Here is a 13162-nt window from a genome sequence, read left to right as displayed (position 1 = left end):
CCTCAGGCATTGATGATTTGTTGGATCTCGTTGCTGCTTAAATGGTACTGACGCGGGCATGAATGCCACACGCTCAACATCCGTTGATATTTTTCCCACATTGGGGTTTGCGAGTTAAAGCCATGCGTGCCCGCATCAAAATGGGTATAACGCCCTTCCGTGTTGACCATGAAGCGGACGTAACTCAGATAGCGTGATTCGGTGGCGACGTCAAAGCCCAGAAACGTCACGCGACGCTCATCAATGGTTTGGGCATCTTTCAGGTTGGTCCAGGAAACGTGCAGCGCGTGATACATCTCCATGATGTCGATAACGGTGCGACAGGTTTCTTCTTTCAATTCACCAAACTCACGGTCCAGCTCGCGCATCTGCAAGCCAAAGCCGCGTTCGACGATGGTTTGCAAGCGGCGGTAGCGCTCAGCGTTGTCGGGATCAAGCATGGTCATCATTTTGTACTGATTGGACAAAATCAGACGTTGAGCGTTGGTCATTTCCATCTTTCGACTCCTGTTGCGCATGGCACTTAAAAAAAAGACACGGTAACTATTTGTTACTGTGCCTTCTTTTTACAACCGTTTCGATGATCAATCACAAGTCATCAAGGAATGTTTTGTCAAGTTGCTTAAATGCCCGCTTGAGCGTGTCCGCCAGCGCCTGATAATCGGGTTTGCCTTCGACCGGAGCAAGCGCTTGCCCTGCATCCTGAAGTTTGCCGCGCACTTCGTAAAACCAGTTTAAAATTGTAGGTGGCAATGGCGTAACCGAACGTTTGCCCAGCCACCATAAACCCTGCATTGGCAGACTGAGCGCAAACAGCGCCGTGGCGACAGCCGGTCCCAGTTGTCCACCCAGCGCAATTTGCCAGCACAGGGTAAAGACCGCTATCGGCGGCATAAAGCGAATCGCATAGCGGGTAATGCGAATGACCCGGTTATCTACGAACACGGGCGCAAGACGTTTCTCCAGGGGCCACGTTTTTGCATAAAGCTGGCCTCGACGAAAAAGGCTAAAGAAGCTCACGGAGGGGTTCTCAGGTGTCGACATGGCTGTACCTCAACTTCACATATAAAAATTAAAATTTTCGTGCAAAACCACAACAAGCCATGACAACGTTCAAAATATTTTGTCATCGCTACCCAGTATCGGGTATTCTGTGCCAGCCTCAAAGGGCCTTAGACGAGAATCGTTAACTCGTCAAATTATCGCATATTATGCCATTGTCTGAAAATCGTTCAAAATGGCGTAAAATCATATGGATTTCTTTCATCATGCCAGAAAGTTCGTTTGGCATGATGTTAATCATAAATGTCTGGGTCCTCATGCGCTACGCTTTGAGACTCACTGACGTTTTTTTAGCCACGTATCAATAATAGGTACTTCCATGTCGAGTAAGTTAGTACTGGTTCTGAACTGCGGTAGCTCCTCCCTTAAATTCGCCATCATCGATGCGATCAACGGTGAAGAGTACCTCTCTGGTTTGTCCGAGTGTTTCCATCTTCCTGAAGCACGTATCAAATGGAAAATGGACGGCAGCAAACAAGAAGCGGCTTTAGGTGCAGGCGCCGCTCACAGTGAAGCGCTGAACTTTATCGTTAACACTATTCTGGCACAAAAACCAGAACTGTCTGCTCAGCTGACGTCGATCGGTCACCGTATCGTCCACGGCGGTGAAAAATACACCCGCTCCGTCATCATTGATGAAACCGTAATTCAGGGCATCAAAGATGCTGCGCCGTTCGCTCCGCTGCACAACCCGGCTCACCTGATCGGCATTTACGAAGCACTGAAATCCTTCCCGAACCTGAAAGACAAAAACGTGGCTGTGTTTGACACTGCGTTCCATCAGACGATGCCGGAAGAGTCTTACCTCTACGCCCTGCCGTACAAACTGTACAAAGAGCACGGTGTACGTCGCTACGGCGCGCACGGTACCAGCCACTTCTACGTGACTCAAGAAGCCGCAAAAATGCTGAACAAGCCAGTGGAAGAAGTGAACATCATCACTTGCCACCTGGGCAACGGCGGTTCCGTTTCTGCCATCCGTAACGGCCAATGCGTTGATACTTCCATGGGTCTGACCCCGCTGGAAGGCCTGGTGATGGGTACGCGTTCTGGCGATATCGATCCGGCTATTATCTTCCACCTTCACGACACTTTGGGCATGAGCGTTGACGAGATCAACAAAATGCTGACCAAAGAGTCTGGCCTGCTGGGTCTGACCGAAGTCACCAGCGACTGCCGTTATGTTGAAGACAACTACGCAGATAAAGAAGACGCTAAACGTGCAATGGACGTTTACTGCCACCGCCTGGCGAAATACATCGGTTCTTACACTGCACTGATGGACGGTCGTCTGGATGCTGTTGTCTTCACCGGTGGTATCGGTGAAAACGCCGCGATGGTTCGCGAACTGTCCTTGGCCAAACTGGGCGTTCTGGGCTTCGATGTTGATCACGAACGTAACCTGGCCGCGCGTTTTGGCAAATCCGGTTACATCAACAAAGAAGGCACCCGTCTGGCGATGGTTATCCCAACCAATGAAGAGTTGGTCATCGCACAAGACGCAAACCGTCTGACTGCCTAATACCACACCGCCAGCCTTGCTGGCGGTGCTGTTTTGTACCCCGCCCACTGCGGCGGTAACCAAAAGAGGATAAACCGTGTCCCGTATTATTATGCTCATCCCTACCGGAACCAGCGTCGGCCTGACCAGCGTCAGCCTTGGCGTTATCCGTGCTATGGAGCGCAAAGGCGTTCGTCTGAGCGTCTTTAAGCCTATCGCCCAGCCTCGTGCGGGTGGCGATGCGCCAGATCAAACCACCGCCATTGTGCGTGCCAATTCCAATCTGCCAGCGGCTGAACCGCTGAAGATGAGTCACGTTGAATCTCTGCTCTCCAGCAATCAGAAAGACGTGCTGATGGAAGAGATCATCGCGAACTACCACGCGAATACCCAGAATGCGGAAGTGGTTCTGGTTGAAGGTCTGGTTCCGACGCGTAAACACCAGTTTGCTCAGTCACTGAACTACGAAATCGCTAAGACACTGAACGCAGAAATCGTGTTCGTGATGTCTCAGGGTACCGACACGCAGGAACAGCTGAAAGAACGTATTGAGTTGACCCGCAGCAGCTTCGGCGGCGCGAAAAACGCCAACATCACTGGCGTTATCGTCAACAAGCTGAACGCGCCTGTTGATGAACAAGGCCGTACTCGCCCTGATCTGTCAGAAATTTTCGACGACTCTTCCAAAGCGACCGTCGTGAAAGTGGACCCTGCTCAGCTTAGCGAAAGCAGCCCACTGCCAATTCTGGGCGCGGTGCCGTGGAGCTTTGATCTGATTGCAACTCGTGCAATCGACATGGCACGCCACCTGAACGCTACCGTGGTTAACGAAGGCGACATTCAGACCCGCCGCGTGAAGTCCGTTACCTTCTGTGCGCGTAGCATTCCGCACATGCTGGAACACTTCCGTGCAGGTTCCCTGCTGGTGACTTCCGCAGATCGTCCAGACGTGCTGGTTGCAGCGTGTCTGGCCGCGATGAATGGTGTAGAAATCGGTGCGATTCTGCTGACCGGTGCATACGAAATGGACGCTCGTGTCAGCAAGCTGTGCGAACGTGCTTTCGCGACTGGCCTGCCAGTATTCATGGTGAACACCAACACCTGGCAGACCTCTCTGAGCCTGCAGAGCTTCAACCTGGAAGTTCCGGTTGACGACCATGAGCGTATCGAGAAAGTTCAGGAATACGTTGCAAGCTTCATCAATGCTGAGTGGATCGAATCCCTGACAGCTACCTCTGAGCGCAGTCGCCGCCTGTCCCCGCCAGCCTTCCGTTACCAGCTGACTGAGCTGGCACGTAAAGCCGGCAAACGCGTTGTTCTGCCAGAAGGTGATGAGCCACGTACCGTTAAAGCAGCCGCTATCTGCGCTGAGCGCGGAATCGCGACCTGCGTACTGCTCGGTAACCCTGATGAAATCACCCGCATCGCCGCATCTCAAGGCGTTGAGCTGGGTTCAGGTATCGAAATCGTTGATCCAGAAGTGGTTCGCGAAAGCTATGTTGCCCGTCTGGTTGAGCTGCGTAAAAGCAAAGGCATGACCGAAGCCGTTGCGCGCGAACAGCTGGAAGACAACGTGGTGCTGGGCACGCTGATGCTGGAACAGGATGAAGTCGATGGCCTGGTTTCTGGTGCGGTTCATACCACTGCGAACACCATTCGTCCGCCGCTGCAGTTGATCAAAACAGCACCAGGCAGTTCGCTGGTTTCTTCTGTGTTCTTCATGCTGCTGCCAGAACAGGTTTATGTTTACGGTGACTGCGCGATCAACCCAGATCCAACCGCAGAACAGCTGGCTGAAATCGCGATTCAGTCTGCGGATTCCGCGATTGCCTTTGGTATCGAGCCACGCGTTGCAATGCTTTCCTACTCTACCGGGACTTCGGGTGCAGGTAGCGATGTAGAAAAAGTGCGCGAAGCGACACGTCTTGCACAGGAAAAACGTCCTGATCTGATCATCGACGGTCCACTGCAGTATGATGCCGCCGTAATGGCTGATGTGGCGAAATCCAAAGCGCCTAACTCTCCGGTTGCGGGTCGCGCTACTGTGTTCATCTTCCCTGATTTGAACACCGGCAACACCACCTATAAAGCGGTACAGCGTTCTGCCGACCTGATCTCCATTGGGCCGATGCTGCAAGGCATGCGCAAACCTGTGAACGACCTGTCCCGTGGCGCGCTGGTAGACGATATCGTTTATACCATCGCACTGACTGCGATTCAGTCTTCTCAGCAGCAGTAATCTGCCTCCGGGCAATCAAAAAAGGCGACCTGTTGGTCGCCTTTTTATTTACCTCTGTATTACAACAACTCTCGCGCCGCTGACACAATATCGTGCGCCGTCAGACCATACTCTTTTTGCAAGAAATCCTGCGTTCCAACCTGACCGTAACGCTCTTTCACGCCCACACGCCGCATCGGTACCGGGCACGTTTCGACCAGCACTTCCGCCACCGCCGAACCCAATCCGTTGTGGATGCTGTGGTTTTCGCAAGTCACAATCCGGCCCGTTTTTTCAGCGTAGTTTTTCACCAGCATTCGGTCGATAGGTTTCAGGGTGAACATATCGATGACTGCCGCACTTACGCCCTCCTGTTCAAGCTGACGTGCTGCTTCTAACGCTTCCGCAACCATGATTCCGTTGGCGATAAGGGTAATGTCGTGACCTTCCCGCAATACGTTGCCCTTGCCGATGGTAAACGTTGAGCCCGGCGCGTAAACGCTTGGCGCTTGCTTGCGGATTGTGCGGACCCAGTAGAATCCTTCCAGATCGATAAGCTGACGCAATACATCCTCAAACATCACGGCATCCGTCACTTCCAGCACCACGGAATGCGCCAGACCACGCACAATGCCCATATCCTCAAATGACATGTGCGTACCGCCGTTATGGCAGGCCGTAACGCCTGCATCCGAAGCGATGACCTTGACATTATTTCGCTGATAATCCAAAGACATAAATAGCTGATCGAAACAACGACGGCTGGCAAAGGCCGTAAAAGTATGCACAAACGGCTTACGTCCAGTCAGCGATAAACCCGCGGCCGTGCCAATCACGTTGGCTTCCATAATGCCGCAGTTGATGACGTGCTGCGGATAATCACGCGCCACGCCATCCATCGCCATTGAGCTCATCAGGTCCGCTTCAAGGGCAATAATATCGCTGCCCGCTTCTATCTGACTCGCCACGAAACCGGCATACACTTTACGCATCTCAACAGCGTCTTTCTGTCCTGCGGGTGCAACCTTAATCATTTGCGGCCTCCAGTTGGCGAATCGTCTCATTGAGCGCGGCTTTAACTTCATCCGTCAGGCGTAAATGGTGAGAGTTGCTAAGCTGCTCCAGATATGGCACGCCCTGCCCTTTTATGCTGTCGAGGATCACCACGCGCGGCCTGGCCAGAGCCTCAGGTACTGGCGTCACGACCTTGAGCAGACCGGGAATGTCATCGCCTTTGACCGTCACCACGTCAAAACCGAATGCGCGGAATTTACCTTCCAGATCAAAGGCGCAAATAATTTCGTCCAGCTCACCATCGAGCTGTTGTTTATTCCAGTCGACGAATACGGTCAGATTATTCAGACGGTGATGGGCAATAAACTGAAACGCCTCCCAGCACTGTCCTTCATTCAGCTCACCATCTCCCACAATGCAGAAGACGCGATTTGGCCGGCCCGCCAGCTTGTGCGACAGCGCCATGCCGCCCGCAATGGAAATCCCCTGCCCCAGTGAACCGGTCGTGGCATCCACACCACGCGTCTTGAGCCGATCCGGGTGGCTCGGCAAGCGTGTGCCGTTATGATTAAGCGTGCTTAGCTCCTCAACCGGGAAATAACCTTTAATCGCCAGCGTGCTGTAAAGCGCTGGTCCGGCGTGGCCTTTCGACAGCACAAAGTAATCACGCTCTGACCAGTCGGGATCGGCTGGGTCGATTTTCATCACCGAACCGTAAAGTACCGCCAGGGTCTCGACCACCGACATACTGCCGCCATAATGCCCAAAACCCAGCTGCGTTAGCGATTTGAGCGTCGCCACGCGGATATCACGCGCCAGTCGGGTAACCTCATTCACATTCATGATTTAGCTCCGGTGTTTTCCTGCGTATTACCGCCAGCAGATTTGTTTTTAGCAAACACGTTGTAGGCCACCAGCAGGGCGAATACCGCCACGACAAGGCCTGTAATCGCAATCGGTGAAAGATAACGTGCAAGGTTGCCCAACAGAATCCCGACAGCGCCGAAGTCAGCGTCCGAGAACGTGGTGTTAGCAAACCCGATTGCGCCGAGCACTGGCAGCAGCAGGACCGGGAGGAACGTGATCAGCAGACCGTTGGCAAATGCGCCAATCATCGCGCCACGACGGCCACCCGTTGCATTACCAAATACACCTGCTGTCGCACCGGTGAAGAAGTGTGGAACTACGCCAGGCAGGATCAGCACCCAGTTCAACTGGCCGCAGATTAACAAGCCCACCAGTCCACCCAGGAAGCTGAACAGGAAACCGATCAGCACGGCGTTAGGGGCGTAGGGATAAACCACCGGACAGTCCAGCGCAGGGCGCGCATTCGGTACCAGTTTTTCCGAGAACCCGGTAAAGGCCGGAACGATTTCTGCCAGAATCAGACGCACACCCTGCAGGATGATGAACACGCCAGCGGCGAACGTAATGGCCATGATAATCGCGTAAACCAGGTAGTTTTGCCCGCCGCTGTACGTGCTTTCTACGTACTCGCGTCCGGCACTCACCGCCATGATCAGATAAATAATCATCATGGTCAGCGAGATTGAAATTGAGCTGTCGCGCAGGAAGCTCAGGTTCTTCGGCAGATTCATCTCTTCCGTTGAACGTGAACCCTTACCGCATTTGCTGCCGATCCAACCGGAAAGCACGTAGCCCAGAGTACCGAAGTGACCAAAGGCGATATCGTCGTTACCGGTGATACGTTTCATGTAGCGTTGCGCAATCGCGGGGAAGAACGCCATCACCAGGCCGAGAATCAACGAACCGGTAAAGACCAGACCGACGCCTTCAAACCCAGCGACCGTCAGGATCACACCGATCATACAGGCCATATAAAAAGTGTGGTGGCCGGTGAGGAAGATGTATTTAAGGCGTGTAAAGCGGGCGACAATAATATTCGCCACCATACCAAAAGCCATAATCAGCGCGGTTGATGCGCCATATTTTTCCAGAGCGATGGAAACAATCGCTTCATTATTCGGGATAATCCCTTGAATATTGAATGCGTGCTCAAACATACCGCCTAATGGATTTAATGATCCGACCAGTACGGTCGCACCACCGCCCAACACAATAAAGCCGAGAATGGTTTTAATCGTACCTTTAACGACATCAGAAAAAGGTTTTTTCTGCGCCACCAGCCCGATCAATGCAATTAAGCCAACTAATACCGAAGGGACTTTTAAAATATCAACAACGAAGTTCAGCGTTTCGAGGATAAACATATCCACCTCACTAAAATTATTGTTTGTCGAACCAGGCGCGTAATTGCGCTTCGAGTTCATTAATGTCGATGATGTTGTTGATCACCACCAGCTGGCTTTCAGGCACGCTTGCGCTGGCGGCGATATCTTTCGCCATCACGAAAACGTCGGCAGCACCCGGCGTAGCAGATGACAGATCGGAGTGCTCTACTTCAGCTTCAATATTTAATTTTTTTAGCACTTTTTTGATATTCATTTCGACCATGAAACTGCTGCCCAGGCCGGAACCACAAATCGCCATAATTTTCATTGTTATGCCTTTTTCGAGTAGAGTACATCCGCATCACGCGCAGGCGTAATGTGTTTATTTATTGGAATGCGTAATATCTAGAATCGTTCGATGACGGCGTTTATTTCCTCCCGTGTGTTTGCCCTGTGCAATTCAGCCAAATCGTCATCACTGGAAAATAACTCAGCCAGCGCAGAGATCATTTCGATGTGACTATTTTTGTCAGGTGCAGCAAGCATGATGATAATATCAACCGGATCGAATTCTCCGGCGCCAAATGAAACTCCCTGCTTAAGTTTTAATAATGAGAGACCCAGTCCTTTAGCCCCTTCTTCTGGCCGCGCATGCGGCATCGCTAGCCCTGGTGCCAGCACATAATACGGTCCTAACTTATAATGTTGCTCAACGATCGCCGTAACGTATTCCGGAGCAATCAGGTTCATATCCAGCAGTGGCTGGGCACATATTTCCAGTGCCTGTGGCCAGTTTTCAACCCGATCCTCGAGCATGATGGTGGCATCGTTTAACCATTTATTGAGCACTGTCTTCTCCTGCCCTTGCGCCTGCAATGAGCAAACTTTATTCAACCCATAAATAGTTAGCTGCGATCAAGATCACAAAGATAGCGCTACCAATCTCTAACATTCAAAATTGTGATAGCGCTATCAAATTACATTCAGCGCGGGAAATCACAGTAAAAAAAGGGATTTAAGGCGTATACTGAATCAACGTGAAACGAAGGATGAGAAGAAAATCGCGTCTGTCATCAGGAACGAGTATGTCTTTAACCCGAAAACGACGTAGTACCGGCAAAGTGACGATCTCTGACGTCGCGCAGCTTGCCGGCGTGGGTACCATGACGGTGTCCCGCGCATTGCGCACGCCCGAACAGGTTTCCGATAAGCTACGAGAAAAAATAGAAGCTGCGGTGCATGAACTGGGATACATGCCCAATCTTGCCGCCAGTGCGCTGGCATCAGCGTCATCATGGACCATAGCAATGGTCGTTCCCAATCTTGCAGAAGATGGCTGTTCTGAGATGTTTGCCGGATTACAGCAAATCCTGCAACCAGCCGGATACCAGATTATCCTGGCTGAATCTCAACACCGCCCCGAGCAAGAAGAGAAATTATTGGAAACGCTCCTGGCATCGAACATCGCTGCCGCTATTTTACTCAGTGTTGAACATACCGACACCGTCCGCCACTGGCTGAAAAACGCGTCAATTCCGGTGATGGAAATGGGTGCGATGCGCGCCGATCCGCTCGATATGAACATTGGAATTGATAACGTTGCGGCAATGTACGAGATAACCGAACTGGTCATTCAGCGGGGATATCAAAACATTGGACTGCTGTGCGCCAATCAGGAACAGTGGATTTTCCAGCAGCATCTGCAAGGCTGGTATAAAGCGATGTTACGCCACCACCTTTCGCCTAACAGAGTGATCAATGCTGCGCTCCCGCCTAATTTCTCGACCGGCGCGTCACAACTGCCGGAGTTTTTACTCGCCTGGCCGGAACTGGATGCGCTGGTGTGCGTTTCGGATGAGCTGGCGTGCGGGGTGTTGTACGAATGTCAGCGCAGACGCATCAAAGTGCCTGACGATCTGGCCGTCGTCGGTTTTGGCGACAGTGATGTGAGCCGCGTTTGTCAGCCCCCCTTGACCACAATGGCTGTGCCACACCGTAAGATTGGTGTTGAAGCCGGGCGGGCTTTGCTGGAACGGATGAATGGCGGCGACTGGCGCGATCAGAAACCGATCGCCTCCAGTCTGTGCCTGCGGGAGAGTTGCTAAGGCTTATTCTGCCTGTTCTTGCTTTTCAGGTTTAGCGGATTCATTTTTGGCATTCCGGCTCATCCACAGAGCCAGCGCTTTAAGTGAGTCCGGCGTGAACTCATCGCAGCGCGCGGTAATCTCTTCTGGCGTCATCCAACTCACTTCGCTCACTTCTTCTTCCTGAAGCGCAAACGGTCCGTGGGACACGCAGCTAAACAGGCCTCCCCAGACGCGGCAGTGCTGATCTTCAAAATAGAACTGTCCGTGCTCGGCAAACGGCACGCCCGCGATGCCTAACTCTTCTTCTGCTTCGCGGCGAGCAGAGTCCAGCAGAATTTCATCTGCCTGCACGACGCCTCCTGCGGTGGCATCCAGCATACCCGGAAGAAAATCTTTTGTTTCAGTACGTCGCTGTACCAGGATCTTACCCATTCCGTCGTGGACAACGATGTAAGTTGCGCGATGACGCAGACGCTGCGCGCGCATTTGCTCGCGGCTCGCCTGGGCGATCACGTCATTGTCTTCGTTGACAATATCAACCCATTCTGTACTTGCCAAATGACTCTGCTCCACCATCGGGAACCCTTCTCGTTAAGCGCTCTTTTGGCGCGTTTACAGTTGAGGTGTAACTTACGTATTAATGCTGACCTGCGCAATAACTTGCTGACCATTAAGTGCGATAACGCGTAATTGATTATCGTCCAGAACACCGTAGCTAGGCGTATGACCGCCTTTCGGTATGCTGACTGAGCCGGGATTGAAATGTACAATTCCCTCCCGCCTCTCAGCCACTGGAATATGAGTATGACCGTAAACCAGCACATCGCCAGTCGTCAGCGCGGGCAGATTATCCGGGCCGAAGAGATGACCGTGGGTCAAAAATAAACGGCAATTCTCCAGCAAAACCTGTTGCCACGGCGCGGTTATTGGGAAATGCAGCAACATCTGGTCCACTTCGCTGTCGCAATTACCGCGTACAGCGATGATTTTATCCGCGCACTGATTAAGTTTGTCTGCTACCTGGGCGGGGGCATAGCCTTCCGGCAGTGCGTTGCGCGGGCCATGATTGAGCACGTCCCCCAAAATAATGAGCCACTGCGCGCCGCTTTGTTCAAACAGCGACAGTACGCGTTCGGTGGCGGGCAACGATCCGTGGATATCTGATGCAAACATTAGTTTCATCAATCACTCCTGACGAAAAAACACGGCCCTATGATACCGCAGTCAGCAGTCTTAATCAGCCTGCACGCTTAGCAGAAAGCGCGACATAACGCTGTACCGATGCGCGTTGCCACTGGAACACGGCATAATCCACCAGCGCTTGCGGCACGTCATCTCCATTCAGAACCAGACGATTTAACATCAGGGCAAGATCGGCATCGGCGATACACCATTCACCAAACAAGTTGGGGTTGCCATGCTCAAGCAGTCTGGAGGCCGTATCAAACAATTTACTGGCACTCACCGCCCCGGCGTGCGACAGCGCAGGTTTTTTCACGCCAGCAAAAATCACGTCGGTCGAACGCTCTTCACGAATCGGTCCTAAATCGCTGCGTAACCATGCCTGAATCTGCCGGGCACGGGCGCGCTTTTGCAGGTCGTGCGGATAGATTCGCTCCCATTCAGGCGGTGCAAAACGCTCTTCCAGATATTCATCAATCGCTGAAGACTCGCTCAACTCAAAGCCGTCAATTTCCAGAACAGGCACACGGCGCGTCAGCGCATAGCCCTGCCAGTGCGGCGTAAGATGCTCACCCCGATCCAAATCCACGGTTTTAAGCGTAAATGTCAGCCCCTTCTCCGCCAGCGCAACGTACACACTCATGACATAGGGTGAGAAAAAGTTGTTATCAGACCACAGGGTAATCGCAGGTTGACTCATAGCATCCTCATCGGCAGTTCGGTTTTCATCCAACATATCGCCTCCTGGCTTTTCTGTCACTTGATCAAAACTCACGATTTACCGCCAGCACCTATACTCGATTCTATTCGCTGAGTCACGTCACGACAGGAGTTGAAATGATAGACCTCTATTACGCCCCAACCCCAAACGGCCATAAAATCACGCTTTTTCTGGAAGAAACACAGATAGATTACCGCATCATTAAAGTGGATATCAGCAAGGGCGATCAGTTCAGGCCCGACTTTCTGGCCATCTCCCCCAATAACAAAATTCCGGCCATCGTCGATAGCGAACCGGCAGATGGCGGAAGACCATTCAGTTTGTTTGAATCGGGCGAAATCTTGCTGTATCTGGCTGAAAAATCCGGAAAACTGTTGAGTGGTGAACTGCGTGAGCGCCACCACACGCTGCAGTGGCTCTTCTGGCAGTCAAGCGGGCTTGGGCCGATGCTCGGGCAAAATCATCATTTTAATCATTTCGCCCCGCAAACCATTCCCTATGCCATTGAACGTTATCAGTTTGAAACTCAACGGCTTTACACCGTAATGAACAAACGGCTGGAGACGTCGCCGTGGTTGGGCGGAGACCATTACAGCATTGCCGATATCGCCTGCTGGCCGTGGATCAACGCGCATGAGCGCCAGCGAATTAATCTGTCCAGCTACCCTGCGGTGAACAACTGGTTCGAGCGAATCCGTCACCGCCCGGCGACCGAACGTGCCATGCAGAAAATGCAGTAAATATAAGCGCGTGGCGGAATGTGCGCGGCGTATTTCCTCATGTATCATGAGGCAAATAATGAACGGAGGAAGCCTGCAATGTCACAGCACGACGCGATTATTCGTATAAAAAATTTACGCCTGCGCACGTTTATTGGGATCAAAGCCGAAGAGATGGAGAATCGCCAGGATATCCTCATCAATGTGGTCATCCACTATCCGGCCGATAAAGCGCGCGCCAGCGAGGATATCAACGATGCGCTGAACTATCGCACCATTACCAAAAACATCATTAAATACGTTGAAAATAACCGTTTCTCCTTGCTGGAAAAATTAACTCAGGATGTGCTCGATATCGCACGCGAACATCCCTGGGTCACTTATGCTGAGGTAGAGATCGATAAACTTCACGCGCTACGGTATGCCGACTCCGTCTCAATGACGTTGAGCTGGCGCCGCTAAGCGC

Annotated in this window: 15 protein-coding genes; 5 read left to right on the top strand and 10 right to left on the bottom strand. The window is 52.2% G+C overall.

Annotated elements, in window-relative coordinates; all coding sequences use genetic code 11:
* Nucleotides 1-2 precede the first annotated feature (2 nt).
* Nucleotides 3-497, bottom strand: a complete 495-nt coding sequence (locus ACKI5T_RS13320; RefSeq protein WP_015959836.1) for a YfbU family protein — start codon at nucleotides 495-497, stop codon at nucleotides 3-5.
* A gap of 91 nt (nucleotides 498-588) precedes the next feature.
* The gene (gene yfbV / locus ACKI5T_RS13315; RefSeq protein WP_407438032.1) at nucleotides 589-1044 is read right to left on the bottom strand and encodes a terminus macrodomain insulation protein YfbV; all 456 of its coding nucleotides are present in this window, start codon (nucleotides 1042-1044) and stop codon (nucleotides 589-591) included.
* 337 nt (nucleotides 1045-1381) lie between these two features.
* Here yfbV and ackA point away from each other — a divergent pair, with 337 nt between their 5' ends.
* Nucleotides 1382-2584: an acetate kinase gene (gene ackA, locus ACKI5T_RS13310; protein ID WP_407438030.1), complete on the top strand. Its 1203-nt coding sequence runs from the start codon at nucleotides 1382-1384 to the stop codon at nucleotides 2582-2584.
* Between the two features lie 76 nt (nucleotides 2585-2660).
* Nucleotides 2661-4802: a phosphate acetyltransferase gene (pta, locus tag ACKI5T_RS13305; RefSeq protein ID WP_015959839.1), complete on the top strand. Its 2142-nt coding sequence runs from the start codon at nucleotides 2661-2663 to the stop codon at nucleotides 4800-4802.
* Between the two features lie 59 nt (nucleotides 4803-4861).
* On the opposite strand, the gene ACKI5T_RS13300 is transcribed toward pta, so the two are convergent.
* From ACKI5T_RS13300 to ACKI5T_RS13280, 5 genes are all read right to left on the bottom strand, one after another.
* Nucleotides 4862-5815 (bottom strand): transketolase family protein, encoded by a 954-nt coding sequence (locus ACKI5T_RS13300; RefSeq protein WP_015959840.1) that lies wholly within the window; start codon nucleotides 5813-5815, stop codon nucleotides 4862-4864.
* Nucleotides 5808-6638, bottom strand: a complete 831-nt coding sequence (locus ACKI5T_RS13295) for a transketolase (protein WP_407438028.1) — start codon at nucleotides 6636-6638, stop codon at nucleotides 5808-5810. Before ACKI5T_RS13295 ends, ACKI5T_RS13300 begins: the two co-directional genes overlap by 8 nt.
* Nucleotides 6635-8026 carry a PTS ascorbate transporter subunit IIC gene (locus ACKI5T_RS13290; RefSeq protein WP_407438026.1) on the bottom strand — a complete coding sequence of 464 codons (1392 nt, stop codon included), beginning with the start codon at nucleotides 8024-8026 and terminating at the stop codon, nucleotides 6635-6637. The genes ACKI5T_RS13295 and ACKI5T_RS13290 overlap by 4 nt, the downstream gene beginning before the upstream one ends.
* Nucleotides 8027-8042: 16 nt before the next feature.
* Entirely contained in the window at nucleotides 8043-8315 is a 273-nt protein-coding gene (locus ACKI5T_RS13285) for a PTS sugar transporter subunit IIB (protein ID WP_015959843.1), read from the bottom strand.
* Nucleotides 8316-8392: 77 nt separating this feature from the next.
* Entirely contained in the window at nucleotides 8393-8836 is a 444-nt protein-coding gene (locus ACKI5T_RS13280; RefSeq protein ID WP_407438024.1) for a PTS sugar transporter subunit IIA, read from the bottom strand.
* Between the two features lie 236 nt (nucleotides 8837-9072).
* Between ACKI5T_RS13280 and ACKI5T_RS13275 the strand changes: the two genes are divergently transcribed.
* Nucleotides 9073-10092: a LacI family DNA-binding transcriptional regulator gene (locus tag ACKI5T_RS13275; protein WP_015959845.1), complete on the top strand. Its 1020-nt coding sequence runs from the start codon at nucleotides 9073-9075 to the stop codon at nucleotides 10090-10092.
* Nucleotides 10093-10095: 3 nt separating this feature from the next.
* Here the strand turns inward: ACKI5T_RS13275 and yfcD are convergent, their stop codons facing one another.
* The 3 genes from yfcD to yfcF are packed head-to-tail and all read right to left on the bottom strand — an operon-like array spanning nucleotide 10096 to nucleotide 11956.
* On the bottom strand, nucleotides 10096-10650 hold the full coding sequence (gene yfcD, locus ACKI5T_RS13270) for an NUDIX hydrolase YfcD (RefSeq protein WP_133629720.1): 555 nt from the start codon (nucleotides 10648-10650) through the stop codon (nucleotides 10096-10098).
* Between the two features lie 54 nt (nucleotides 10651-10704).
* Nucleotides 10705-11256: a phosphodiesterase gene (gene yfcE, locus ACKI5T_RS13265; protein ID WP_407438022.1), complete on the bottom strand. Its 552-nt coding sequence runs from the start codon at nucleotides 11254-11256 to the stop codon at nucleotides 10705-10707.
* A gap of 55 nt (nucleotides 11257-11311) precedes the next feature.
* On the bottom strand, nucleotides 11312-11956 hold the full coding sequence (gene yfcF / locus ACKI5T_RS13260; RefSeq protein ID WP_407438182.1) for a glutathione transferase: 645 nt from the start codon (nucleotides 11954-11956) through the stop codon (nucleotides 11312-11314).
* A 137-nt stretch (nucleotides 11957-12093) separates the two neighbouring features.
* Between yfcF and yfcG the strand changes: the two genes are divergently transcribed.
* Both yfcG and folX read left to right on the top strand, forming a co-directional pair.
* Complete coding sequence (gene yfcG, locus ACKI5T_RS13255; RefSeq protein ID WP_407438020.1) at nucleotides 12094-12717, top strand: GSH-dependent disulfide bond oxidoreductase; 624 nt, start codon at nucleotides 12094-12096, stop codon at nucleotides 12715-12717.
* Nucleotides 12718-12795: 78 nt separating this feature from the next.
* The gene (gene folX, locus ACKI5T_RS13250; RefSeq protein WP_015959850.1) at nucleotides 12796-13158 is read left to right on the top strand and encodes a dihydroneopterin triphosphate 2'-epimerase; all 363 of its coding nucleotides are present in this window, start codon (nucleotides 12796-12798) and stop codon (nucleotides 13156-13158) included.
* Nucleotides 13159-13162: the final 4 nt, after the last annotated feature.

The organism is Lelliottia sp. (genome assembly GCF_045627565.1).
GTDB lineage: Bacteria > Pseudomonadota > Gammaproteobacteria > Enterobacterales > Enterobacteriaceae > Enterobacter.
Note: the sequence above shows the minus strand (reverse complement) of the source record. Positions and strands in the feature narration are given on the sequence as shown.